This window comes from Cytobacillus firmus DS1 (assembly GCF_000565285.1).
Lineage (GTDB): Bacteria > Bacillota > Bacilli > Bacillales > Cytobacillaceae > Cytobacillus > Cytobacillus firmus_A.
Genome location: NZ_APVL01000019.1, coordinates 33,757 through 59,174, shown reverse-complemented (window position 1 = coordinate 59,174; position 25,418 = coordinate 33,757). Strand labels below are relative to the sequence as shown.

24 protein-coding genes are annotated in these 25,418 nt (G+C 36.1%); 3 read left to right on the top strand and 21 right to left on the bottom strand.

Going from position 1 to position 25,418, the window contains the following annotated elements:
* Nucleotides 1-79: 79 nt before the first annotated feature.
* The 13 genes from PBF_RS19915 to PBF_RS19860 form a co-directional block, all read right to left on the bottom strand.
* Nucleotides 80-511, bottom strand: coding sequence for a hypothetical protein (locus PBF_RS19915; protein WP_035332213.1), 432 nt, complete (start codon nucleotides 509-511; stop codon nucleotides 80-82).
* Between the two features lie 140 nt (nucleotides 512-651).
* Entirely contained in the window at nucleotides 652-2,604 is a 1,953-nt protein-coding gene (locus tag PBF_RS19910; protein WP_051488957.1) for a hypothetical protein, read from the bottom strand.
* 358 nt (nucleotides 2,605-2,962) lie between these two features.
* Entirely contained in the window at nucleotides 2,963-3,298 is a 336-nt protein-coding gene (locus tag PBF_RS19905; RefSeq protein WP_019380938.1) for a (2Fe-2S) ferredoxin domain-containing protein, read from the bottom strand.
* 601 nt (nucleotides 3,299-3,899) lie between these two features.
* Nucleotides 3,900-4,139, bottom strand: a complete 240-nt coding sequence (locus PBF_RS27085; protein WP_081757328.1) for a glutaredoxin family protein — start codon at nucleotides 4,137-4,139, stop codon at nucleotides 3,900-3,902.
* Between the two features lie 380 nt (nucleotides 4,140-4,519).
* Entirely contained in the window at nucleotides 4,520-4,924 is a 405-nt protein-coding gene (hepT, locus tag PBF_RS19900) for a type VII toxin-antitoxin system HepT family RNase toxin (RefSeq protein ID WP_035332212.1), read from the bottom strand.
* Entirely contained in the window at nucleotides 4,914-5,321 is a 408-nt protein-coding gene (gene mntA, locus PBF_RS19895; RefSeq protein ID WP_035332210.1) for a type VII toxin-antitoxin system MntA family adenylyltransferase antitoxin, read from the bottom strand. The genes hepT and mntA overlap by 11 nt, the downstream gene beginning before the upstream one ends.
* A gap of 192 nt (nucleotides 5,322-5,513) precedes the next feature.
* The gene (locus PBF_RS19890) at nucleotides 5,514-6,026 is read right to left on the bottom strand and encodes a hypothetical protein (RefSeq protein ID WP_051488956.1); all 513 of its coding nucleotides are present in this window, start codon (nucleotides 6,024-6,026) and stop codon (nucleotides 5,514-5,516) included.
* The gene (locus PBF_RS19885) at nucleotides 6,023-6,244 is read right to left on the bottom strand and encodes a hypothetical protein (RefSeq protein WP_035332208.1); all 222 of its coding nucleotides are present in this window, start codon (nucleotides 6,242-6,244) and stop codon (nucleotides 6,023-6,025) included. Before PBF_RS19885 ends, PBF_RS19890 begins: the two co-directional genes overlap by 4 nt.
* Nucleotides 6,245-6,457: 213 nt before the next feature.
* Entirely contained in the window at nucleotides 6,458-7,522 is a 1,065-nt protein-coding gene (locus PBF_RS19880) for a HAMP domain-containing sensor histidine kinase (protein WP_035332205.1), read from the bottom strand.
* On the bottom strand, nucleotides 7,519-8,232 hold the full coding sequence (locus tag PBF_RS19875; RefSeq protein ID WP_035332229.1) for a response regulator transcription factor: 714 nt from the start codon (nucleotides 8,230-8,232) through the stop codon (nucleotides 7,519-7,521). The genes PBF_RS19880 and PBF_RS19875 overlap by 4 nt, the downstream gene beginning before the upstream one ends.
* A 197-nt stretch (nucleotides 8,233-8,429) precedes the next feature.
* A complete protein-coding gene (locus PBF_RS19870; protein WP_035332203.1) occupies nucleotides 8,430-9,836 on the bottom strand; it encodes a fused MFS/spermidine synthase in 1,407 nt (468 codons plus the stop codon).
* A 477-nt stretch (nucleotides 9,837-10,313) separates the two neighbouring features.
* Entirely contained in the window at nucleotides 10,314-11,597 is a 1,284-nt protein-coding gene (locus PBF_RS19865) for a dicarboxylate/amino acid:cation symporter (RefSeq protein WP_019380928.1), read from the bottom strand.
* Between the two features lie 56 nt (nucleotides 11,598-11,653).
* A complete protein-coding gene (locus tag PBF_RS19860; protein WP_035332201.1) occupies nucleotides 11,654-12,811 on the bottom strand; it encodes a threonine synthase in 1,158 nt (385 codons plus the stop codon).
* A 131-nt stretch (nucleotides 12,812-12,942) separates the two neighbouring features.
* Between PBF_RS19860 and PBF_RS19855 the strand changes: the two genes are divergently transcribed.
* Nucleotides 12,943-13,815, top strand: a complete 873-nt coding sequence (locus PBF_RS19855; protein WP_035332199.1) for a LysR family transcriptional regulator — start codon at nucleotides 12,943-12,945, stop codon at nucleotides 13,813-13,815.
* Nucleotides 13,816-14,122: 307 nt separating this feature from the next.
* On the opposite strand, the gene hutH is transcribed toward PBF_RS19855, so the two are convergent.
* The 7 genes from hutH to PBF_RS19820 all read right to left on the bottom strand — a co-directional run bounded on the left by hutH (nucleotide 14,123) and on the right by PBF_RS19820 (nucleotide 22,070).
* On the bottom strand, nucleotides 14,123-15,598 hold the full coding sequence (gene hutH, locus PBF_RS19850) for a histidine ammonia-lyase (protein WP_430515288.1): 1,476 nt from the start codon (nucleotides 15,596-15,598) through the stop codon (nucleotides 14,123-14,125).
* Nucleotides 15,599-15,777: 179 nt separating this feature from the next.
* Entirely contained in the window at nucleotides 15,778-16,230 is a 453-nt protein-coding gene (gene hutP / locus PBF_RS19845; protein WP_035332196.1) for a hut operon transcriptional regulator HutP, read from the bottom strand.
* Between the two features lie 102 nt (nucleotides 16,231-16,332).
* Entirely contained in the window at nucleotides 16,333-17,283 is a 951-nt protein-coding gene (locus tag PBF_RS19840; RefSeq protein WP_035332189.1) for an ABC transporter ATP-binding protein, read from the bottom strand.
* A 117-nt stretch (nucleotides 17,284-17,400) separates the two neighbouring features.
* Nucleotides 17,401-18,423: an ABC transporter ATP-binding protein gene (locus PBF_RS19835; protein ID WP_035332187.1), complete on the bottom strand. Its 1,023-nt coding sequence runs from the start codon at nucleotides 18,421-18,423 to the stop codon at nucleotides 17,401-17,403.
* Nucleotides 18,424-18,467: 44 nt separating this feature from the next.
* Entirely contained in the window at nucleotides 18,468-19,385 is a 918-nt protein-coding gene (locus tag PBF_RS19830) for an ABC transporter permease (RefSeq protein WP_035332185.1), read from the bottom strand.
* Between the two features lie 3 nt (nucleotides 19,386-19,388).
* Complete coding sequence (locus PBF_RS19825; protein WP_035332183.1) at nucleotides 19,389-20,318, bottom strand: ABC transporter permease; 930 nt, start codon at nucleotides 20,316-20,318, stop codon at nucleotides 19,389-19,391.
* 96 nt (nucleotides 20,319-20,414) lie between these two features.
* The gene (locus PBF_RS19820) at nucleotides 20,415-22,070 is read right to left on the bottom strand and encodes a peptide ABC transporter substrate-binding protein (RefSeq protein WP_035332182.1); all 1,656 of its coding nucleotides are present in this window, start codon (nucleotides 22,068-22,070) and stop codon (nucleotides 20,415-20,417) included.
* 412 nt (nucleotides 22,071-22,482) lie between these two features.
* On the opposite strand from PBF_RS19820, the gene PBF_RS19815 reads away from it, so the two are divergent.
* On the top strand, nucleotides 22,483-23,877 hold the full coding sequence (locus PBF_RS19815) for a sensor histidine kinase (RefSeq protein WP_019380918.1): 1,395 nt from the start codon (nucleotides 22,483-22,485) through the stop codon (nucleotides 23,875-23,877).
* Entirely contained in the window at nucleotides 23,855-24,532 is a 678-nt protein-coding gene (locus PBF_RS19810) for a response regulator transcription factor (RefSeq protein ID WP_035332180.1), read from the top strand. Before PBF_RS19815 ends, PBF_RS19810 begins: the two co-directional genes overlap by 23 nt.
* Nucleotides 24,533-24,623: 91 nt before the next feature.
* Here PBF_RS19810 and PBF_RS19805 read toward each other — a convergent pair whose 3' ends face one another.
* Entirely contained in the window at nucleotides 24,624-25,271 is a 648-nt protein-coding gene (locus PBF_RS19805) for a YdhK family protein (RefSeq protein WP_019380892.1), read from the bottom strand.
* Between the last annotated feature and the right edge of the window lie 147 nt (nucleotides 25,272-25,418).

Here is a 25,418-nt window from a genome sequence, read left to right as displayed (position 1 = left end):
ACCTTTTATCGAAAGGACATATCTTTCTTTTTGTCTGACCTTAAAATACCGAAACCTTTAGATAAAGTTTCCTTCATTACTAATATTCTGGATAGGGACCAATGTGATCTCTCTCATTTTTTTTAAATTTTTCTAAAGCCTTTAAGAAATCTAACACGATCTTTTTGGTTATTTCTCTTTTGTCCTCAGAAAATGGAAATAGGTAAACCACTAGTTCAACTATTTCATTCATTACTTTTTCTAAAGAAAAGGTTGGAATAATCATAAAATTAAATTGACCACTTTGATGGTTACCAAGAATAATACAAACAAATGGCTTATTAGTGTAATCGACCACACTAAATACCGTGAACTTATAAATTACATCCTCATCGTTCATAGCACCCAAGGAGTTGCCATTTAACATTAAATTTCTTTTCTCAGACTCAAATTCATTTATTATTGGATCCCATTCACTCATAGATTGTCTTTTAATAATTTCGTTAATTTTGTTTAACATCATTTCTTTCATACATTTTTCCTCCTTAATATAAGAAAAGAACCTCAAACAAGACGTCTCCGCCTAGTTTGAGGTTCTTCCTCAAAACAAAAATTATTTATTTTCAGAGATTTCCTTCACAGAGCTTTACTAGAGTTTCAGGATAGTAAAGATTAGTTATTGGAAATTGAGATATTAGCTGGTACAGAAAGCTTATTACCCGCAGCATCTTTAACATCAATTGAAGCAAGTGCCTTTAATGATAGACCCTTAGTCAATTGCTCAGCAGTAACTGTAGTAGGTAATTCGATATTAACTGTATTACCAGCTAAAGCTACATCAGTAGCAAGACCTGAATCTTTTTCAAATGCAACTTCTGGAGTTGCAGCATCAGTATCATGATCCCACTTGTAAGCGTCAGTACCTACAAATACACCAAAGTCAACTGTATTAGCAGCTGCCTGATATACATTTTCAGAGAATGTAAGCTTGATTGTCTTTAAGTCTGATTGAAGTTGAGCTGTAACTGTTGGAGCTACGTTTTCTTTAAGGTCAACCGTCTTAGTAGTAGTAGTCATAGCAACAGTTGAACCAGCAGCTTTAACATTTTGAACTGTTACATTACGAACACCTGAGAATGTGTTTGAATCAGCTTTTAACTTTAGAGTTACTTTTGTTAAATCTGTAGCATTTACTGTTGCAGATTCAACTACCGCTCCACCAACGATGTAGTTTGCAGTATTAGTTGCAGTTGCAGCATCAACATTCTTATCAAATGTAACAACTAAAGTGCTGTTATCAGTAGCTGATTGAACAATTGGATTCACAGTAGCAAGTGCAACAACATCTGTGTTCGCAAGAGTTCCATCTGTTCCACGAGTGAATGTAGCTTTACCTGTTGTAATTGCAACAGTAGCATCACTAGTAACACCAGAGAACGCTAGGTCTAGAGAATATTGTGCACCTTCTACACTCTTATTACCTAGTAATGTAGCAAGTTTCACACGGATAACTTTTTTGCTCTTAGCAGCATCTTTGTAATCAACAGTAGTTGCTGCGATATCACCTGCACCAATTGTACTTGTAACATAGTTCTTAACATAAGAACCAGTTGCATCCACAGTTGCAGAAGATAGATTTACATCTTTATCAAAAGTGAACTCTAGGTACTCTGCTTTGTCAGTAGTATCAACAACAACAGCTGAAGATACTAGTGCTGGAGCTACTGCATCTTTAACAAACTTAACTACACGGTTAGTAGTTGTTTGAACTTCGCCGCTTCCATCAACCGCACCAGTAACAGTAATAATTTTATCACCATCAAGTACGCTTGGAGCTGTAACTTTAACTTTAGTCTTATCAGTAGTATCAATTTCTACATTTGCTGCGTTAACAGGAACGTTATCGATAGAAACAGTTGGCTCACCAACAAGTACTTCTGAGAATTTAATTTCAAATGTTTTTGCTCCAGTTTGAGTTACAGAAGATACAGTTGGAGCTACACCATCTTTATCACCCTTTTGGAAAGTTACAGTTGCAGGGTTAGTAGCTAATAAGTTTCCAGCTTTATCAGCTGCACCAATTACTGTAGCAACAATATCCTTGTTTACAGGAACACTTGAACTACTTAAGTCAAGAATTACTGCTTTACCACCGTCAACTAACGTACCTTGACCAGTGATACCTGTAACTACTTGACCATCAGCAGCAAGTTTAAATGTTGTAGAACCTGCACTTGCCATAGGCTCAGAGAATTTCACTTTTACTTGAGTAGCAGTAACACGCTCTGTTCCAAGAATTGTTGGAGCAGTTACATCTTTATCAATAGAGATAATTTTGCTGAACTTTTCAACGTCTTTATCAGTAGTAGTTTTTACTTTGTCAACAACTACATCATAGCGCTTTTCGAATAGTTGAGTTGAAGTTACTGTTAAGACTTTTCCATCTTGGCTAAGTTCCCCAGTAAGTGTTCCATCAGTTACTGAATCAATAGAACGGATAGAAACTACTCCAGACTTAAAAGAACCAGAAACGCCATCAGCGAATAATGATTTAGCATCTACAGCTTTATTGAAAGTAATTGCAACTTGAGTAGCGTTAATCGCACTTTCTTTCTCCTCTACCAAAAATAAAAAACGCCTCGAACCCAATAACATCAGGGGTTTGAAGCGTTTTAATAGAAACCTTTTAGTATGGTTAAATAATATTATACGAATAGTTATAGTTTAAGGCTGAGATTTGAATTTATACGCTCCCCTTCTGTTAACAAAGAATCCTCATTAACGTGAGCACCAGCAATTTTGCATTTATCCAGGGGGTTACTAAAAATCTCTCTTTTCCCTTATAAACAACTAAACAATTAATCGGTTACTAGTTTTGAACAAACAAAATACCGCCATAGATTTTACTTAAGTGTAATTGTCACTGAAAGGTAGAAAAGCGTCCTGTTTTACAGCAACGCTTTTTCGATGAATTAGTCTAATGTTATATTTCACTTTCATCCTTCTTAAATGTTTTTCCATCATGGTAGTAAAGTTTAGAACTTAAATTACCAGTTCTCTCTTCTTTTAATTGACGAATAAGTTCTTCACTTTTAATTTTATTCATTTCTTTGTACCAGGCTCCATCTGGATATAGAACAACGATAGGACCATGTTTGCATTGGCCGTTACATAATGTTTTTGTTGTATGAATCTCCTTTTGCAGCGCTAAGTTTTTCAATTCTCCCCTAACGGTCTCTGTTACTTCTTCAGCTCCATTTTTCATGCATGTTTTCCCGTTGCAAATTAATAGATGTTTGCTAACTCCATCTAAGTTCATATGAATTCCCCCTGGTTCTCCCTTTTTATTTAACCTCTATAACAATGGAAAGCGTTCAATCACCTTCTAGATTTTTTTCTAATACATAAGTCTTTATTACATGCTCTATAGAAAATCACAAGCGTCACTATTTAAAGCTGATTGAGTCTTAGTCAGTGCAACTTCTTAGCATTTCTCGATTTAAATAAATTCTTCAAGACTTTTTGAATTTATCAACATTCCCTTTAATCACATAATACTATACCCCTCTATAGTATGTGAAGGATTTTTTTTATTAAGATTAAAAATAGGTGTTTGGCATATAGGTTCATTAAATTAAAAATTATGCTGGTTTACTTAATAATACTTGGGTGGTGTAATCGAGGTTTTACTATTCGGAATATATTTTTACAAAACCCTCAAAAAGGCCTTACTTGATAATTAAAAAGAGGACTTTCATAAAAAAGAAAGTCCATTAATTGTATTTTTTTGGAATTAACTTTTGAGTCTGGTTTCTCAAATTCACTATTTCATCACTTTACAAGTATGCCCAAAATCTTGGATTAGTCTCAGCTGCATGTTGTCAGCGGAACTCCTTCCACACTCTTATCTGTTTTAAAATTTATCTTTGCACTTTAAGTAACTGAATAATTTTGTCCTTATTCACTTCAAAACCAATAAAAATTTTAGGACGTTTCATAATACTTAGGAGTCTTGTATCTCTTATAACAAAAGCAGGCACAATGCGAGAGCCCGTTCTTTTTTTCATTTCTTCCTCTTTATCAGGGTTCCGGGTTAAATCATATTCAATGTATTTAATACCGTTCTGCGAAAGAAACTCCTTCGCTTCTTTACAATCCAGTCAAGTTGGTCTTGAATATAATTCTATTTGAACTCTTTGCATGTTTATCACTCCTTTAAATAATCTATTTTTCATTAGATATTTTACCCCTTCAAGATTCATTTTAAATAAACCAGATGATACACCGCTTCACCCATTCACCCATTAAAATGTAGAAAAAACTTAAAATATCCTCACATAAAAAACCTTTCTTGTTCTCTTTCCTTAATTCATGCTAGAGCAAACATCTTATTCTTTTAGTGAGTTCATTTTAACCATGATTGTACCTTTATGTTATAAACAACAAAAAAATAATCCCCTTGACTTTGTCATGAGAGGATTTAATATACTAATTTACTCAGTATTGTAGTAAAACCTAATTTAGTATTTTGTAGAATAAGCTAAAACATTAAAATTGTTTTGGTATACTCAAAAAAATCAACTAAATGATCATCAAGTATTTTTTTTAATATCTCTAAATTAATTTCTTGGTAGTCATGAACTGCAATATTTCGGAAACCAACCATAGCTTTCATTTTTTGAGATAGATTTGCTTGTAGAATCCCTTCTTTCTCTAATATCGAAAATGCATCCCGGCTATTTTGCGGAAGCCCTAGCTTCTTATTAGCAATAATATGCATGGCTAGATCAATGCTCGCTTCACAAGCCCGCTGAAGATTTAATATTATTGAATCTTGTTTAGTGTAATTCTCTAGGTTTTTCGAGTTATTATCGTATTCCTCATGTATTCTTTTAATACAACGTTCGATAATACTTACTTTGTTTAGAATCACATCACTTTTCATATATGGTCCCGCTTTCATCTATCTTTTTTATTATCTCAGAACGTTCTTCATTTAGCTTTACGTACATCTTTAATGCTTTTAACTCAAATTCCTCCTTTTTTCGTTCATCCGTACAATAGATGGTTTTACCTGTCTGGACAATTTGAGCTTGAAAAACCGTACTGGCTTTACTTAAATCAATCAAATCTATTTCTCGGTTTAGTTTTGCGGCCAGTTCTTGAGCGATCATAAACAATTCATATTTATCTAAGTTTTTTTCATCGCTTAAAAAAGCAATATCAATATCGCTCTCTCTATGGATGTTTCCATTGACGGTTGAACCAAATAAAACAATTAAAAAAGGTGAAACTTTTTTAATTAAAAGATCAGTTATTATTTGTTCCGCATTAGTATTCAACGTCTAAAAACCTCCATGCTTTTTTTTAATTATATAACAAATATCTAGGATAAAAACAGTTTGTCTAAGGGTAATCACAATATTCAACAGGAATTTGTCAATTAAACATCAAAACCATTCTTCAGTTTAGGTTATTCTTTTTTTAAAATATGTTGGCTGCTGCACCGAATGCTATAGAGGGGGCTTCTGCTTCTACAAATGGTTATGCTGCTTCTGTTGCTTTTTCCAACCATATGGGGTAATACCCCGCGGCTTGTACACCGACAATGTCACGATAAGCAGCAACAATAGCAAGCCGCCAGCGGGATGAAATATTTCATTCGGTAGCCTGCTCAGACCTGTAGGATCCGTTTCTTCTGCCAATCGTGCCAAGGAGCTCACTAACGGCATATGAAGGAGCAAGACGAACGTAGAAAATACCGTTAGTAAAAGTTTGAATATAACCCAATAATGACGGAAAAGACCCCATGGGGTGCCGAGTGACATGATAATTCCAGTGAGTAGCGAGATGAGCGCCAACGGGACGATGACGTACCATCCGATCAATTCCATCGCGATCCAAACGGCACGTACCGTTTGGATATCCGGGCTGATTTGACCAGCGATGGCTAAAGCTATGTACGCAATAACAGTTCCAATCCAGCCAACAGAGCAAGTGACATGCGCGGTGAGGGCGAACTTCCGGAGTCCAGGCTTCATTGTCATGGTTGTTGTGCCTCCATTTGTTCTGTGGGCAGTGTCTGGCCAAAATGCCGCATAGGTCCGTGCTTGCCTCCTATGCCTGTGATGTTTATGATGACAAAAAGCAGGAGCAGAGCTATAAGAATGATTAATGATACCTTTACCCAGCGTGGCATAACTGGCTGCCGCTCCTTAGCTTGCTTCCCGCCATTGTCGTGATTGGAGTTTGATAAGTTATTCATTGGGGTTTCCTCCTATTTAGTTAATTGGTCAAATACTTATTGTAAAATCCTTTAAAGCTCTATAGGATCCTGGCAGACTTATTGTAAAAAAGAAAACTAAAACTCCTATAAAAAGAAAATAAAAAAGTTATGAAAAAATATAAAGAATTATGAAGTGGAATTTAAACAAAAAAACCTTCAGTTTTTCAACTGAAAGTCTTTCAGAACACATTCCTATACTGATAGTGGGAGTGAAAAACGGATTCCCAATCCCCCATGATTTGAATGAAACGCATGAATCTGACCGCCATGATGTTCAATTATTAATTTACAGCTTGCTAGACCTAGTCCAGAACCGCCATTACTCATTTGTCTAGATTTATCCACCGTGTAAAATTTACGAAACAGTAAAGACAGGTCCTGATTAGGCACTCCAACGCCATTATCCTCTATTAGAAAGTATGCATAACCTTCCTGTACATAACCGGTCAAATAGACATGAAGTTCATTACTATTGCTGTATCTTACAGCATTACTGAAAAGATTTCCAAATACACGCCGTATCATGTGTTCATTGATACTAATGAGCTGGTTCGGGTTAAAAGTATGTTTCCATGTAAGCCTGAAATCGAAGCTAGATAACTCGGTCTCATATTCAGATGATATAGTGTCAAACAACTTATGAGCTGCTATCGGTATCATAGCTATGGTTTCAAACATTGCCTCATTCTTAGTATACATTGAGAAAGAATCAATCAGCTCCACCATGTGTTTTGTTTTTTTCATAATAAGCTCATAATAATCCTGTGTCTCCATTCTTGTCAGATCTTTCTGTATAGAGAGAAGCTCAACAAAACCTGTTATTGTAGTTAATGGAGTCTTCAAATCATGAGCAATAGCTGCTATCATATCAACCTGTTCCCTATGGGCTTGATATAGTCTTTCTTCCATCTCATTAAAATGATTATACAGGTCTCCGATTTCATCCTTCCTTCTTGAATGCAAGGGGGTTCGGGAGTTTCCAATATTTACTTTTTTTAGTCTTAAATTGAGTGCTTGGATGGGTTTAGTAATATTGAAGTGAAAAAATACTGTTAAAACAACAAACAACAAGCCCATTAAAATACTTAGAAGTAAGAGCATTTGAAAATGAACCGGACTAAATATATTTTCTAGCCATACGTGTCCTTCATCTGCTGATAACGATTTTATATAAAAGACAAAAAAGGCAGCAATCAGCAGAAGCGTTAGAAGAAATATGAAGAGAAATAGTAATGGAAGCTTGGTTTTTAGCTTCATGTTGATGTATTCCCTTCAATATATTTGTAACCAACACCCCAGACGGTTTTGATGAAATCGTGCTGTACGCCAATCTTTTTTCGGATATTTTTTATATGAACGGTGACGGTGTTTAAATCTCCGTATTCGTCTCCCCAGACGCTATCATAAATTTGTTCACGGGTGAGGACATTATTGGGATGATTCTTCAGAAAGGATAAAATTTGAAATTCCTTAGTCGATAACTCTAACTTTTGATGATTTAAAAAAGCTTCATAAGTCTTGTCATTTAACACAAGAGGCGAGTTTGAATTTAGAAACTTCACTTCCTTCTCCTTTATAATGCCATTCCATTCCTGATGCAAACGGTCAACCTTTCTGAAATGAGCTTTTATCCGTGAGGTAAGCTCCTGAATGCTGAAAGGTTTCGTCATATAGTCGTCTGCTCCAATTTCCAGTCCGATAATCTTGTCCATATCCCTGCTGCGTGCACTTAGCAACAGAATGGGGATATTGTATTCACTTCTAATTTTCCGGCAAACTTCCAAACCATCCATTTCCGGCATCATGATATCCAAAACAACAAAATCAATCTTGTTTTCTTTCAAATAGTACAAAGCCTTTTTTCCAGAATAAGCTTGTATCGTATAAAACTGTTCAAATTTTAAGCTTTCTGTAATTAGCCGTACAATATCATGATCGTCATCTACAACTAAAATTGTTTTCCCCATTTTTCCACCAGCTTTTTTTATTTTTTCTCTCATGGTAACAAAAAAATTTCACTTATGTCGCTCTTTTATTAATAGTCATCACTGAAAAAATAAAAAAACCTAAGGGCTTTCTGTTATTGTTGGATGATTATATCTGTTACATTCTTTATTATTCTTGGGTATATTAATATGACAATTACTAGCTAGGAATTATAAAATTAATTTAGGTTAGTTAACTTCGTGTCGCTATCTAGAATTACTTTCCCTTTTCCAACTTTGATCAAGTTATGGCCCTTTATTTTTTTATCCTCAATCGGGTATTTACTTCCAATAATTGTAAAGTTTTGAATTCCTTTTCCATCTTCTCTCCCATAGATGTAAACATAGGGATAAACTGATTTTAAAGTGCTATTCATTGATTCAATCAGCAAATCTCCTTTCTGTTTGCCGATTGCGTTAATAATTAAAATACCATTATTATTTAACTTCTCACTTGTTAGCTCAAAGAACTCTTTTGAAATTAAATGAAAGGGAATTTGAGTTGTATTGTTATAAGCGTCCAAAAAGATGAGATCAAATCTTTTTTTCTGCTCTTTTAGAATTTTTCTCCCGTCACCTATCTCTACACTATTACCATTGTATTGAAAATATTGGCGGCTGACGTCTACTACCTCTTTGTCGATTTCCGCAACGAGAACATTTTTATTGGTATCTTCAAACTTACGTGTTAATGTTCCAATACCGTGGCCAATCATGTAGACTTCTTTACTCTCTGGAGAAAATGTTTTAGAAATCTCCCACACGCTTTTTGAATAATCAAGGAGAAGTTTGTCAGGTTGATTCATATCCATCATTCCCTGAATAGTAGTTTTATTGCCAAAGGTGAGTGAACGGAATCTTCCTTCTCTCCCTTGATAGAAATCCTTTTCCAATACATAAATATCATGGTAAAGACTTGTCTTCTTCAAAAGAATGTCTTGGGATTTCTCTCCAACTAAAAGAAAAGGAAGAGCAATAAACAGTGCAGGGATAATTAATAAAAATCCTTGCATCTTGGTTTTAGTATCACAATAAATAATGTTTGTTAAATATACCAGGCCAGCTAGAAGGCCAATAATGGAGTTGATATTAGTCCAGGGTATTAGCCAGAAAGTTGTCACAATTGTTCCAAGAACGCTTCCGATCGCTGATGCTGAATGTAAGCTACCAATGACTTTTCCACTTGCCAATTCTCCTATACCATCCTTCATAAGGACAGTCCCGATTACACTTAGAAGAAAATTAGGAATTAAATAAAGCAAAAGCACACCGAGCGTAGTACCGGGGGTACTTGAAAGTGATTCAAGTAATGGAAAAAGCGTAGTTTTAATCAATGGAATAATGGCTATCGAAAGAATACCAAAAAGATATATAAACAACATGATTTCGCGAATGTTTGCTTTATCAGCTAGATATCCTCCTACTATGTATCCTACACTTGATCCAATCAGGAAAATCGATATAATTATTCCCCATGTGTAAACTGTGTTACCAAATGAAGGTGCTATCAGTCTTGTAGCGGTCATTTCTAGTCCCATTATTACAAAGCTGACAACAAATAGCGTAAAGTAGATTTTTGACTTCATACACATCTCCGTTCTATCGTTATAATGTTCAAATAGTGTTATTTCGTTTTACAAAACTAGATTAGAAGCATTAATGAATTTTATTTAAACATGTAAATCCTCCTTTTTATATTACAGAAAAAAATATTATTGCACATTTGTTTTGAGAAAGTATGGAGATGAAGAAAATCCTTTTTAATATCTAGATAGTTCGATTACAATATAAGTAAAAGCATGAAGTTATAACTGTTTCGTTAGGGTCCTATTCGATAAATTAACAAACGCTGGCTAGGTTTTTTTTGCTTACAAAAAATCCTTTTGGGCCATTAAGGTCCAAAAGGATTAATTGAAATAAATGTAGTTAATTTTTTACTTATCGATGCACACCAAAATAGGTTAACTTTGCAGGACAGAGGATCATATTCATATCCCTGTAAAAGTCACCGTTCCTTTTCCTTGTGTCGGTATAAAAGAGGTTAGCCTATGGAACTTGCTGAATTAAGACACAAAATTCTGATTGATAACGTCACTGGATTTTCCTTTATTCTTATCCACTATACTTGCACAAACAGCATCTCCGAGTACATTTACGGAGGTTAATGCCATATCAACCAATCTAAATAGACCTAAAATAATTGCAATTCCTACCCCATCAATCGGTAAGCCTACTGCGAGGAAAACCATTGATAGCGATACTATTCCGCCTCCTGGTATTGCAGGTGCACCTATTGAAGCCAATAAAGATATAAAAATAATTGTTAAATATTGAGCTAGACCTAAATCTATCCCATTAAGCTGTGCGACGAAAACGGCAGCTACTCCATGACTTAAAGAAGCACCATTCATATTTATAGTCATTCCAAGAGGGAGAACAAAAGAACTTACATCATGAGATATTTTGAGGTCATTTTCACAGCAGCTTTTTGTAACAGGGAGTGTGGCAGCACTGCTGCTTGTTGCAAAAGCAGTCCCAATGGCCGGTGTCATTTTATGAAAAAAATGAATAGGCTTAAACTTTGTAAAGAGAGATATCATGCAGCTATAAGTAACTAACACATGAACAATTAATCCCACAGCAATAACAATAAGATACTTTACCATTGATCCAACAAGCTCCAAGCCTGCAGTGCCCATTGATGTAGCAACAAGTGAGAAAGCCGCGAAAGGGATCACCTTCATAATAATTTGAACAAGCTTCATCATTAGCTCATTAAGCTGATGAATAAACTGATTTATAGTCTTTGCCTTATCGCCGAGAAGTACCAATCCAAATCCGAAAAATATAGAAAATGTTAGGACTTGCAACATATCTCCCGAAGCAAAAGCTTCAAAGGGATTACTTGGAATAATGTTTAAAATTGTGTCCTTCAATGTTGGTATTTCTAAAGTGTCAGTTGACGAAGCACCATGGTCATTATGGTCTTCATCTTGTAATATAGATGAAGTTTCAGGGATTACAATGTTTTTACCGGGTCCAATTATGATTGCAGTTGTAATTCCGATGGTACAGGCTATCATGGTGGTCACTACAAATAAAGCAACTGTTTTCCCTCCCAATTGTCCTAATTTCTTTGGACTTCCAATTGAGGTAATACTTAAAACAACTGCAGAAAATACAAGCGGAATGACAATCATTTTTATTGCTTTAATGAATAATTCACCGATTGGACTAAAAATATAGGTGTTTAATATTCCGTATATATTTGGAGAAAAGATGCTTAAACATAATCCAGCCAGGACTCCTAACATAATAGCAATAAGCGTTTTGGTTGCTAATTTCACCCCTTGTTCCCCCTTTAGAATAAGCTTGCTAAAATAGTATTAATAACCTGATACAATTACACTCCTTTAAATCCATGTGATGTAATCATCAAAAGAACACGGTCATTTTCATCAATCTTGCCTGTTTTGACCAGTTTTGAGACAGCCGGCCATGTTATAGCTGCTGACCCTTCAGCAAAAATCCCTCTTTTAGCTAAATCCCATTGAGCCTTTTCAACTTCAGTATTGGTAACTACTATAGCGTCTCCTCTCGAAGATTTAATTGCATCTAAAGATTGGTACGTAACCGTTTCTCCTCCGATAGAAGGTAATAGTCTTGAATCGCCTCTAAATTTCTCTCTGTAATCGCGTCCTTGAAGAACATGAGCCAAGCGGGGAAAAGGTTCTACCGCATATAAACGGGGTATGGATTCAATCCATCCTAGCCGCAGCGATTCAACAAATCCTTCCCAAATTCCCCAAAGTAGATCCCCTCTTGCACAAGGTATAATAACAGCAGTAGGTTGGCATTCTCTCAATTGCTCAACGATTTCATATGCCACCGTTGTGTACCCTTGAACTCCAAACATATTGCTACCCACTGGGGGAATGTTGTAGTTCGTAGCTGGATAGTCACCTTCTTCTTCCACCAACTTCCGGACTGTCTCCCATCTTTCTAATGAATTCTGGACTTTAATAATTTCTGCTCCAGAAAGACGAATTGCTTTTTCCCACGGTCCGTTAATTTTAGGGGTTGTCACGATTTTGCAACGTAATCCTGCAGCTGCTGCATAAGCTGCCAATGATGCACCAGCATTCCCACTAGAAGCAGCAATAACCGTCGAACGATTCAACGAGGCAGCTCTTGCAACGATAAGTGGACTCATCCTGTCCTTATGGGATCCAGTAGGATTTTGCCCCTCATTTTTTAACCAAATTTCGGGTATGCCAAGTTCCTTTTCAAGGCCGTTCATACTAATAATGGGAGTTTCTCCTTCACCAAGAGTAGGAAAAGTTTTGTAGGGTAACCGATCTGCGTACCGAAACATACCTTTAGCTGACTTGTCTATTTTCCATGGCATGTCTTGTTCATACAAAAACTTGAGACTTGAAGGTTGCTGTTTTTTCAAACACACAGGGCAGCCTGTAAAGTAATCATTGGGAGAAAATTGCTGATTACATTTGATGCATTCAAAGACTTTCACAGAATTATTCCAAGTCTGCACAATACCCATCCCTCCTAGATTTTTAAAATATTTAGAATTATTTGAATATATGATAATCTTAATAGGTAGCTATTTATTTGTAAAACGAATATTTTTAATTACTGTAATTTGGTTTTTGAATTAATCTTAGGGGGAGTCTGATGGATATTGAACAGCTTAAAGCCTTTATATTTGTTGCCAATACTAAAAGCTTTACCCGTACAGCAGAGATACTAAATGTTGTACAGTCCACTGTTACATCTAGAATCCAAATGCTTGAAAAGCAATTAGGAAAAGACTTGTTTGAAAGGGATAAGAGAAACATAAAATTAACAGAATCCGGAAATGTTTTTCTCCCTTATGCGGAGAGGATATTAGAATTAAACAATGAAGGACTTAAGGCTATCCAATTAGAAAATGGCTTTAGAGATCATTTAATAATAGGCACAACGCACGCATTATGGGATTACGTGCTATTTGAATCCATTGATAATTTTCAACAAACACACCCTGAAGTCTCATTAACCTTAGTAACGGAACATTCCGATATCCTAATTAGAAAAATGATTGATGGATTAATCGATGTCTCGATCGTTTTCTATCCAATTAATCATGCAAATATCATTATGGAGCTAATTATTGAGGATTCCTTTGTTCTGGTTGCCGACTCGAATTTTACTATTCCTGATCATTTCGTTTTAAGAAAGGACCTGAAGAATTACAATTATATACATCTGAATTGGGGTGGAACATTTACAGGATGGTTTAGAGAAGTTTCCTCTAATCAAGATTGCCATCTACAAGTTGACCATGTTTCACTCTTATTAAAGTTTTTGAAAACACGAAATGGACTTGGTTTTCTTCCCAATGCGGTTGCTAAACGTTTGATCCAGCAAGATGAAGTAGTTATTGTTCCCTTTCATACAGACATAGCTGTGCCGAAAAGATCAATATATCTACTGAAAAGAAAAATGACAAAATCAATGGAAAGCTCTGAATTACTTACAAACGTATTAAAGGAAGCTTTTTTGTGATTTCAATTTTATTTTGGAGCTCATTCCCCCATTAAATTGGATGAAGTCTCAATGGTTAAGTCCTTTATAATTTCGGAATAAAAAATCTTTGCTTAATATAGCAACCCCCTGTAAGATAAGCACTTCATTCTTACAGGGGGGATTTAATTATATTAATCTTATATATAGATGCTCTATTTTTAGATAACTGTTTTTCCTTTTAGCCAGTGAGATCTGATTCTGGCCTCACTTGAGGAATATACTTTAAGCTAGTTAAACTTTTGTTGGATGGGCAAAAGCTAACCCCTTTTTATTGATACAGCTTTCTCTACCTGCAAAAAATATTTTGTTTGAAATCCGAAGCTATTAGCCTGGATGCCATATGCTCTATATCTTTTGAAAAGACTCGGTCTTTTTTAATCGATGGAACCATATTTCGGCCGAATTCATATAACTGGTAAGTAAACGGTGCCATTTTTGAAATACCTCTATATTCAACTGCCTGCATAGCGCAAATGTATTCAATTGATAGTACTTTTCTTGTATTATTAATAATTTTATATGCGTACCGAGAAGCTATTGTACCCATACTAACATGATCTTCTTGATTAGCAGATGAAGGGATAGAATCTACACTAGCCGGATGAGCTAATTTCTTATTTTCAGAAACTAAAGAAGCAGCACAATACTGCATGATCATTGCACCGGATTGCAGCCCGGGTTCAGGGCTAAGAAAAGGCGGTAAATCATTTAATTGAGGATTCACCAAACGTTCAATTCGTCTTTCTGAGATGTTTGCGAGTTCCGACATTCCGATTGCCAAAAAGTCCATTGCAAAGGCAATTGATTGCCCATGAAAGTTTCCACCGGAGAAAATTTTTTTACCGTTATCGAAAATGAGCGGATTATCTGTCGCTGCATTCATTTCAATTTCTAATTTATCTTTAACATAGGACAATACTTGCCATGTTGCTCCATGGACCTGAGGGATACAACGCAATGAATAAGCATCTTGAACCCTCAGATCACCTTGCTTTGTTACAAGCCGGCTACCATGTAAAACCTGCCGGATTCTTGCGGCTACCTCTATTTGTTCTTTGTACCCTCTTGCTATTTGTATGTCCTCATCAAATGCATCTATAATACCTTGAAGTCCTTCTAAAGTAAGCGAGGCGATATAGTCTGCCTGCAATGCGAGATTTTCTGCTTCAATGTAAGAAACTGCTCCCATTGCAGTCATTGCTTGGGTACCATTAATAAGCGCTAACCCTTCCTTAGCTTTTAAAAAAATAGGCTGTAGCCCAGTTTTATTAAATACTTCTAGTGTTTCCATTCTTTTATCCTGATAAATTACTTCCCCTTCTCCCACTAAAACAAGTGCCATGTGGGAAAGAGGAGCAAGATCCCCACTCGCACCTAGTGATCCTTGTTGAGGTACAACAGGGTGAATTTGATAATTTAATAAGTTTATTAATAATTCAATCACCGCCCTTCGAATGCCCGAAAAACCTTTCAGCAGAGCGTTTATGCGGAATAATACCATAGCTCTGGTCACAGCTTCAGAAAAAGGCTCACCAACCCCACATGCATGGCTCCTAATTAAATTCAATTGTAGCTCTTCTACATTCTCTTGTTGTATATAAACATCGCTAAATTTACCGAACCCGGTTGTAATCCCGTATATTACCTGTTGGTTGGCTACAATATCATCTACAGCTTTTCTACTTGCATTTACTTGACCCCAAATGTAATCAGGGACAAAAATGGGTTCATTTTCGAATATAATTTTAAATGCTTTTTCCATGGTTAATGAATTTCCTGTCAATTCGATCAAAACTATTCCACCCTTCTGGTAAATTAACTGTCCGTGAGATAGTAGTAGATTTAAGTTATAATAAAAACAAAAGGAGACCATATCATCAGATTCCTACAGTTGAAATCTGATGATATAGTCCCCTGATAACTTAATCACTATGGACTAATTTAAATATGATTGATACCTAAACCAATTGCTTCATGCTCAGAACCTTTTACTGGAGCACCAATTGTTCCGTAAAGGGCCACCGCCACCCATTCTCCTTCTTCCTCGGAACTATATGGCTTGCCTCTTATTACAGCGAAACTTAATCCTACGGTTCGTAATACAGTTCCTAGTAGTACTTGCCCTCTTGTAACTCCATGAAGCGCCTCCATGATTGCATGATATAAAGCATGCGTTTCACGGTATAAGTCTTTTTCAATGACTTGATTTTGCCTGGCAGCTGTTTCTATTGCAGCAACCACCTTCTGAGTTTCCATCGAGCCGGTTTTACCTTGACAATATATATAACCTTGTAACCTTAAATCTTTAATAAATACAGGTTCTAGCTTCTCATTACCTAAAAGAGCTAAAAGCATTGCGTTCCTTCCAATTCTTGAATCAGGTCTTACGTCCATAGGGCAGACACTCACAATTCTGTTAGATTATATGACTAAAGGATTATATTAATCTTATTAACAGATTAATATTTTGTCAATATCGAATTTTCAAACAATTTTTCAAGCCAAATGGCAAGCTACGAAATGCTGTTTGTCTACTTGTTTTAGAATAGGTTTTTGCTGAAAGCACATCTCTGTTGCTAGAGAACACCTTGTTTGATAAACACAACCGCTGGGAGGATTGGTTGGACTCGGTAAGTCTCCTGAAATAGTTATCTTTTCTTTAGCTTCCTCAATAGCTGGGTCAGCGATCGGGATCGCTTTTAGAAGAGAAGTAGTATATGGATGAAGCGGGTTTTCATTGAGTCTTTTACTAGTTGCTAATTCCATCAAATTTCCTAAATACATTACACCGATACGATCACTGATTAACTTTACCATGGATAAATCATGAGAAATAAATAAATAGGTCAGCTTTTTCTTCTGCTGAAGCTCTATCAAAAGATTTACAATTTGTGCCTGGACGGATACATCTAACGCTGATATGGGCTCATCCGCTATAATAAACTGTGGTTCAACTGCCAATGCCCGTGCTATGCCTATTCTTTGCCTCTGGCCACCGCTAAACTCATGTGCATAACGATTAGCATGCTTTCGCTTTAAGCCTACGGTTTCTAGTAACTGATATACTGCCTCTTTTCTTTCTTCCCCTTTTTTTAAGCGATGGATATCTAGTCCTTCTGCAATGATATCTGCAACCGTCATCCTCGGATTTAATGAAGCGTATGGGTCCTGAAATATCATTTGCATATTTTTATGAAAATCTTTTTTATCGTTTTTAGATAACGTATGCACATCTTTTCCTTTATAAAATACCTTACCTGATGTTGCTTGGTATAATCGAATAATAGTCCTTCCAATTGTTGATTTACCACAGCCGGACTCACCTACTAATCCAAGTGTTTCTCCTTCGTAGATATCAAACGAAATATCATCAACCGCTTTTAATTCTAATCCTTTTCCCACTTGAAAATGTTTTGTTAGTTTTTTTACTTCCAGGATTTTTTCCATCAAGTTCTCCCTTCATTTTTAATTCCTTTTTAATAAAATCCCGGCATCGGCAGGGTTAGTTGGTTTTCACTTTTTTTGATAAATACAAGATAAAATAATGGATGAATGGAAGGATTCTTATTCATTAGCCGCTTGGGATACTGCTTTGTTAGTTGCGACTTTCGGAGCTCTTGGGTCCATTAACCAGCAATTTAAATGATGAGTACGTGATAGCACCGTTTTTTCCGGATTATATTCATCGCAAACATCCATTGCAAAAGGACATCGCGGAGTATAAGCGCAGCCTTTTGGAGGTTCTGCAAGATCCGGCGGAGTTCCGTCAATGGCCGTTAACTTTTGGTCTCGGCTGTGATCAAGTTTGGGTATAGATTCTAATAATCCAAGAGTATAGGGGTGCTTAGGACTGTAAAAGATTTCACTTTTGGTACCACTTTCGACTATTTTTCCAGCATACATAATATTGACTCGATCCGAAAACCTTGCCACTACTCCTAAATCATGTGTTATAAGAATAATCGCCATGCTCATTTTTTGCTGGAGTTCTTTTAATAGATCTAGAATTTGAGATTGAATGGTGACATCTAAAGCTGTCGTGGGTTCATCCGCAATTAAAAGATCAGGTTCACAGATCAGCGCCATAGCTATGACAATTCGCTGCCTCATTCCTCCGCTGAGTTGATGAGGATATTTGGTACAGCAATGTACAGGGTTGGGTATCCCCACTTGCTTTATAATTTCAATTGCTTTTTCGCGTGCCAACTTTTTACTGTAGCCTTTATGAATAATGAGGCCCTCTGCGATTTGGTCGCCAACCTTCATTGTCGGATTTAATGAGGTCATTGGATCTTGAAAAACCATTCCTATTTTTGCCCCTCGAATCTTCGATAACTGTTTTTTCTTCATTGTTGTGATTTCTTCACCGTTAAACAATATGGATCCCTTTGGAATGGTGCAAGATTTCTCAGGCAGCAATTTCATAATGCTTTTTGCAGTAACTGATTTCCCGCAACCTGATTCACCCACAATAGCAAGAACTTCCCCTTTATTGACATGAAAGGAAATCCCGCGGACAGCTTGGATATGCTGGTTTTTAGAATTAAAATTAACGTGAAGGTCTTTCACTTCAAGCAGTCTGTTCACATTTATCTCCTCCCCTAATATATGAATTAAACTATGAGGTATCTTTATTTTTTTAGCTTAGGATCTAGGGCATCTCTTAAACCATCTCCAAGTACATTAAATGAAAACATAGTTAAGGAAATAAACAATGCAGGGAAAAATAGTCTCCATGTTTCACCTGTTAATAAAGTGACAAGGCCCTCTGACGTCATAGTTCCCCAACTTGCAAGCGGAACCGGCACACCAAGTCCTAAAAAACTTAATGTTGCCTCTGCAAATATGGCACCAGGAACAGATAATGTCATGCTTACAATGATCGGACCCATAGCATTCGGAATAAGATGTTTAAAAAGTACTCTGAAAAAACTTCCTCCCAATACCTGTGATGCTAATACAAATTCAGACTCTTTCAATCTTAGAATTTCCCCTCTAACTAAACGTGCCATTCCTATCCATCCAGTGGCAGCCATCGCTATAATAATTGTAAGTAAACCTGGCTTTAATACGACCATTAATAAAATTGTTACAAGCAAATGAGGCAGTCCATAAAGAATATCTACGATTCTCATCATGATTTCATCTGTTCTTCCACCTTTGTAAGCTGCAATTGCTCCCCATATAACACCTATTATTAAGTCTAATATAACCGCTGTTATCCCAATAAAGAGGGAAATTCGGGCGCCTACCCAAGTCCTTGAAAATATATCCCTTCCTAAATCATCTGTTCCAAACCAATTATTTGTTGATGGAGGGAGATTAGCATTTAGCAGACTTTGGTCTGAATATGAATAAGGTACAAGCAAGGGACCTATAATGGACATCGTGATTAAACAGATTATGATTCCAAGTCCTGTCATAGCCAATTTGTTATGTTTTAGTCTCCCCAATGCGTCTTTCCAAAAAGAGACACTCGGTTTACTTAGTAAATCCTCCTCTTTGTTTTTTTTCTTAAACACAAAGAGTTCATCCCTCACTGGCTGCATCTGCTATCTCCTCCCTTTCATTAGTTTTATTCTTGGGTCAATCAGAACGTAGGCGATATCAACCAATATAATAAAGAACACTAAGATAGCGCTATAAAAAACCGTTGTCCCTAAGATTAATGGATAATCTCTATCTGTAATTCCTTCCACAAAATACTTGCCTAATCCAGGCACACCGAAAATCTGTTCAATAACAAAGCTTCCTGTCAATACAGTGGCTGTTATAGGTCCCAGTATAGTTACAACTGGAATCAGAGCATTTCTAAGTACATGCCTAAATACGAATCTGACACCGGTTACGCCCTTTGCCATTGCAGTTTGGATATAATCCATAGATAAAACTTCAAGAATGCTCGATCGAGTTAGGCGGGCAATATATGCCATTGGTGTAACGGCGAGAGCAACACTTGGCAATACGGAATGCTTCCAGGTCCCCCATGTTGCAACCGGGAACCATTGTAGCTTAATTGCAAAAAAGTTGATTAAAACTGTAGCGAATATGAAACTGGGAACAGAAAGGCCAAGAATTGCGATAATCATAGAAAAATAGTCAATAGCACTATTGTGGCGAATAGCAGCAAATATTCCTAATAGAATGCCAAAAAAAGTTGCAATAAGAATGGCTTGTAGACCAATCATGGCCGAAACTGGAAAACCACTTGCAATTAGTTCATTTACTGTTTGATTATCCCATTTGATTGAAGGACCGAAGTCGAATAATAGGGCTCCTTTTAGGTATTTTATATATTGAATTAACATTGGATCATTAAGCCCATAATGCTCCTTTAAGTTTTCGACTACCTGTTCAGGTATGCGATTTTCACTTGTAAAAGGATCTCCTGGTATGGCATACATTAATAAAAAGGTTAGTGAAATAATAACGAATAGTGTCACAAAAACACTAATAATCCTCCTAACCAGAAATTGTCGCATAATTCCCCTCCTATTTTCCTGTAGCAGGACCTGTCTGATAACAACTGAAAAAGTGTACTTTTAGTACACTCTTTCAGCGATTGAATGTTTTTTTCTTTACTTCACATACGCCTCCCGGAAATCAATGGCTTGGATAGTATATTGAAAGATTCCATCAATATTATCCTTTTGCAGATATACCTTCGTCCTATAATAAAGAGGTGAAATGGCCATTTGGTCTATCAGAACTATTTCTGCATCCACCAAATACTGAGCACGCTCTTCCAAATTCAATTCTGCTTCTGCTTTTTTCATTAATTGATCGTACTCGGGAATAGAGATATTACTATAGTTATAAACATCTCCTGTCATGAATTGTCCCATTAAATTACTTGCATCATCATAGTCCGCACCTGTACTGTAAATTGCTAGTTGATAATCCCCTGCTTGAATATTTTGAACAAATACTTTACGCTCCATTGTTTGGAGTTCAACTTCTATCCCTAAGTTTTTCTTCCACATTTCTTGCATTGCTTGTGAAAGCTTATTGTACGTATCATCGGTATAGAATAGTAGATTGATTTTCGGTAACGAGGAGAGGCCTAATTCATCTAGCCCTTCCTGTAGCTTTTGTTTTGCTGTTTCCACATCATTATCCTTAAACAAGGATTCTCCCGCTAAATCCCTAAATTCTCCTGCACCGCTGCTCAATCCAATTGGAATTAAACCTAAGGCTGGAATTTCTCCTCCTTGTGTTACTTTTTCAACTAAAAGATTTCTATCCAACGCTAGACCTAATGCTTGGCGTATTTTTTCGTTCGCGAAAACGTCATTTTTATGATTAAAACGTAAGTAAGCTAAACTTGCACTTGGTGCAGTATATGCCTCTCCAGAAGAAATTAATTTATTTCTTATCGAATTTGGTAGGTTTGTAGAAAAGTCAAGCTCATTTGATTGGTACATTGCATATTCAGTATTTTGTTCATTCACCATTACCCACTTTAGCTTATCCAGTTTAACAACATCTTTCCCCCAATAGTTTTCATTAGGTACCATTACTATTTCTTGTCCGTGCTTCCAACTCTCAATTGTAAAGGGGCCGTTTGAAACAAAGGTGTCAGCTTCTGATGCCCATTTCGAATTTGCTTTATCAACTTCTTCATTGATTGGTAATAAGGTGAAAAAGGCTGTTAGTCCCAAGAAGAAGGAAGTTGGTTTTTCTAGAGTAACTTCAAGGGTATATTCATCTACAGCTTTAACACCAAGCTCAGCAGGATCCTTTAACGAGCCTTCATTATATGCTGCTCCATTTTTGATAAAAAATAAATTACTTCCTAGCGGAGAGGCTACTTCAGGCCTTAATACCTTTTCCCAGGAATAGACAAAATCTTGAGCAGTCACTGGATCACCATTTGACCATTTCGCATCTTTATTTAAGTAGAACGTGTAAATTGTCCCATCATCTGAAGTTTCCCATCTTTCAGCCACACCTGGAACAATTTTTCCTTCTTTATCCAAACGAACGAGGCCCTCAAATAATTGGTTTGATATATCCCCAGCAACCTGGTTATCAATTAAAGCAGGTTCGAGACTGGGTGGTTCAGATAAGGCATTTACTGTAATCACCTGTTCTTTGGTGGAATCTGTTTTCGCATCCTTGTTTTCATTATCTGTCTGGTTATTCACCTGACTATTATTACTGCATGCACTTATAAGTAAGGTAATTACAAAAAAGAAGGTTAGAAATACAATTCGACTTCTTAATTTAATCATCACATATCCCCCTATCTTCTTTTTAAACAGCGGAAACTCTTGTTATTATGAAACTTCTAACAATATCACCTCCAATATCTAATTTAATAATAAAAAAGGAGGCATATCGAATAACCTATGCATAATGCATAAAGAAATTCGATATAGCCCCCTTAATTCAACTAATAACTGTAGACTATATATGAATTGATAAATATAATTTTAAATATTCAAAATAAAATTACTAATCATAATATTAAGTAAATTCGATTAAGTTGTCAATAGTTCGATTCTCGAGATTTTGAATAGACTTTAATTAAACACTAAAAATATAAAAGTTCTCAGTATTAAAATATGTCTCATTCTGCATAAATTCTTCAAATTTAAGAAATATAATTTAAATTAGCAGTTTCTTGAGAAACGGGTGAATTAATTGACAAAAATTTCGATTAAGCTTGGAATAGTATTCTTTCTAATTATCTTTAGCCTTGAGATTTTTATGTTTTTCTTTTTACATTCAGCCCTTGTGGATTCAAGGATAGAAGAAGAGTTTCTATCTTTGCAGACAAGAGGCAACGCTCACAGGGATATACTGGAAAAACACTTTGATACAGATACAATCTCTCATGTAACTTTAATGGAATCGGAGGCAAATACCGATGTCGTTATCACTGATATGAATGGTAAGATTCTTGGTTCATCAGTAAAGAGCTATGAGGTTCAAGACCATATTAACAGGTCAGACTCAGATATCCCTCGAGGTGGAGAGGTTGTTGATAATAACTGGAAAGAGGGAAAGTTTATCTCAACAGTTAGTCCAATAGATTTAGATGGCAAAACATCTGGCAAGGTTTTTATGTTTCAAGAAACAGAATCAATACATTCTTTAATTGAAAGAATTAATAAACATTTTATATTAACAGGATTAATAGCGGTTTTTTTAACCTTGATTGTTATCATTTTTCTTTCTAAAGGACTTGCAAAACCTTTAATAAAAATGAAGGAAGCTACTTCCAAAATTAGCAAGGGAGATTTTACAATTTCACTCCCAAAGAACAGGAATGACGAACTCGGGGATTTAGCAGATTCTATTTCTCAGCTTGCCAGCGACTTGAATTATTTAAAACTAGAGCGAAACGATTTCTTAGCGAGCATTTCTCATGAATTAAGGACCCCCCTCACCTATATTAAGGGCTATGCAGATATTGTTCATAAACGCAATTTATCCAATGAGGACCGTGACAAATATTTAAATATAATTCATGAGGAGGCGAATCGCCTTTCTGATTTAATTAAGGACCTTTTCGACCTAGCGAAAATGGACAAAAATTCATTTATAATACAAAAAAAAGCAATAGACTTAACTGACTTTATTACGAAAATTGAGCAAAAGTTTTCTCCTGCATTCCACGAAAAAGAAATGGATTTTGAAGTAGTTTGTCCAGAAGGAGTATATATTATGGCTGATCCTATCAGACTTGAGCAAATCATCTTTAACTTGCTGGATAACGCTATTAAATACTCTCCATCTGGAGGCAAAACAATCCTTGCTGTCAGCAGCAAAAAGAAGGATGTCAGTATTAAGGTTCGAGATAATGGAAAAGGAATACCTGAAGAAGACCTGCCTTATATTTTAAACCGCTTTTATCGAGTAGATAAGTCCAGAACCAGATCTTTAGGAGGAACAGGTTTGGGGCTTGCCATAGTAAAGGAGCTTGTCCTTGCTCATGGTGGGACAATCTCAGTAAAAAGCAAGGAAGGCATCGGAACTGAATTTGAATTAGTCTTTAAAGGAGCAGATAGCATTGAAAACGATACTATTAGTTGATGATGAATCCAGAATGTTAGATCTACTTGCGCTTTATTTAACCCCATTAGGTTATAAATGTGTTAAAAAGTCATCTGCGGTAGATGCAATAACGTATATAGAAAAAAATCATGTCGATTTAATATTGTTAGATGTGATGATGCCTGAAATGGATGGTTGGACAGCATGCAAAGAATTCAAGAAAATTAGGGATATCCCTATTATCATGCTCACGGCCAGAAGTGAGAAGCCTGATATCGTTAAAGGGTTAAAAATAGGCGCAGATGATTATATTTTGAAACCATTTGATGAAGAAGTACTTGTAGCAAGGATAGAAGCTGTACTTAGAAGAACTACAACAGAAGAAGAATTCCTCTCATTTAAAGGCCTATTACTTAAACCAGCTTCTTATGAACTTTATTTTGAAGATAAAGAGATCTTGCTCACACCTAAGGAGTTTGCGATGGTCCAGTTATTTATAAGTAACAGAAACAAGGTTTTCTCCAGAGTTCACTTAATTGAATCGGTTTGGGGATATGGCGTATCAATTGAAGACCGCACGATTGATTCGCATGTTAGAAATATTAGGGAAAAGTTGAGAAGGGCAGGATTTCCCGCGGATGAGTTTTTACTAACGGTTTGGGGTGTTGGATATAAATGGACTGGCAAGGAATAAAACTCTATTTGTGATTAAGGATTTAAAAAGTCGATTCCATGGTTTGGAATCGACTTTTTATTGTTATTTATTATGTTAAAGTTTTATAAATTTATTCAGCTGGAGATAGCTCGCTTTCTGTTACCCATTTGTGATTTTTCACTTCTTCACCGCCGGTTGTTGTAGTGAAATCAACCATATATACAGTAGTTTGTTCAGCGGAGTCAATTACAGCTGTTGCTCCGTCCATACCTTCCATATGTTCCGCATTTACAGTAACTTCTGTTCCAGGTTCAAGCGGTTCTTCTTCGACTCCTTCTAACTCTTCATGGATCACCCATTTATGATCTTCCACTCTCTCTCCGCCAGTCGTCGGGGTATAAGATATTGTATAAACCGTAGTATCATATGCTCCAACTATTGTTGCTTCAGCGCCTTTCATTCCTGACATGTGATCTGACTCAATAATGGCTTTACTTCCAACTTCATAAGTTGGTGAAGCTGCTTCTTCTAAACCTTCAGGAACTTCGCCCGAGCTGGACATATCCATATTATCATGATCCATGCCTTCTGTATCTTCATCCATATTATCATGATCCATGCCTTCCATATCTTCATTGTCTTTGCTCTCTTCTGTATTCTCTGTGCCTTCATTGTTTTCTGCGTTTTCATCATTTGCATTTGTACAGGCTCCCAAAAGTAATAAAAGAGAAGCAAGCAATGCAAATAAAATTGATTTTCTAAAATCTTTTTTCAACATATACAAAATCCTCCTTTAGCAATTTCCGATATTATAACTGTAAAATGTGCAGAAAATATGGTGTAAGCTTATGTAAGATAAAAACATTGGCTTTTAATCTTTTCCCCATTCGATAAATATTTATTCCTCTTGAGTTTTTTTGATCCG

What these genes read in the sequence shown, in the direction of transcription:
- PBF_RS19915 (WP_035332213.1), bottom strand. Translation starts at nt 511, where the DNA reads ATGAAAGAAATGATGTTAAACAAAATTAACGAAATTATTAAAAGACAA.
- PBF_RS19905 (WP_019380938.1), bottom strand. Translation starts at nt 3,298, where the DNA reads ATGAACTTAGATGGAGTTAGCAAACATCTATTAATTTGCAACGGGAAA.
- hepT (WP_035332212.1), bottom strand. Translation starts at nt 4,924, where the DNA reads ATGAAAAGTGATGTGATTCTAAACAAAGTAAGTATTATCGAACGTTGT.
- PBF_RS19890 (WP_051488956.1), bottom strand. Translation starts at nt 6,026, where the DNA reads ATGACAATGAAGCCTGGACTCCGGAAGTTCGCCCTCACCGCGCATGTC.
- PBF_RS19885 (WP_035332208.1), bottom strand. Translation starts at nt 6,244, where the DNA reads ATGAATAACTTATCAAACTCCAATCACGACAATGGCGGGAAGCAAGCT.
- PBF_RS19880 (WP_035332205.1), bottom strand. Translation starts at nt 7,522, where the DNA reads ATGAAGCTAAAAACCAAGCTTCCATTACTATTTCTCTTCATATTTCTT.
- PBF_RS19875 (WP_035332229.1), bottom strand. Translation starts at nt 8,232, where the DNA reads ATGGGGAAAACAATTTTAGTTGTAGATGACGATCATGATATTGTACGG.
- PBF_RS19870 (WP_035332203.1), bottom strand. Translation starts at nt 9,836, where the DNA reads ATGAAGTCAAAAATCTACTTTACGCTATTTGTTGTCAGCTTTGTAATA.
- PBF_RS19860 (WP_035332201.1), bottom strand. Translation starts at nt 12,811, where the DNA reads ATGGGTATTGTGCAGACTTGGAATAATTCTGTGAAAGTCTTTGAATGC.
- PBF_RS19855 (WP_035332199.1), top strand. Translation starts at nt 12,943, where the DNA reads ATGGATATTGAACAGCTTAAAGCCTTTATATTTGTTGCCAATACTAAA.
- hutH (WP_430515288.1), bottom strand. Translation starts at nt 15,598, where the DNA reads ATGGAAAAAGCATTTAAAATTATATTCGAAAATGAACCCATTTTTGTC.
- hutP (WP_035332196.1), bottom strand. Translation starts at nt 16,230, where the DNA reads ATGGACGTAAGACCTGATTCAAGAATTGGAAGGAACGCAATGCTTTTA.
- PBF_RS19840 (WP_035332189.1), bottom strand. Translation starts at nt 17,283, where the DNA reads ATGGAAAAAATCCTGGAAGTAAAAAAACTAACAAAACATTTTCAAGTG.
- PBF_RS19830 (WP_035332185.1), bottom strand. Translation starts at nt 19,385, where the DNA reads ATGCAGCCAGTGAGGGATGAACTCTTTGTGTTTAAGAAAAAAAACAAA.
- PBF_RS19825 (WP_035332183.1), bottom strand. Translation starts at nt 20,318, where the DNA reads ATGCGACAATTTCTGGTTAGGAGGATTATTAGTGTTTTTGTGACACTA.
- PBF_RS19820 (WP_035332182.1), bottom strand. Translation starts at nt 22,070, where the DNA reads ATGATTAAATTAAGAAGTCGAATTGTATTTCTAACCTTCTTTTTTGTA.
- PBF_RS19805 (WP_019380892.1), bottom strand. Translation starts at nt 25,271, where the DNA reads ATGTTGAAAAAAGATTTTAGAAAATCAATTTTATTTGCATTGCTTGCT.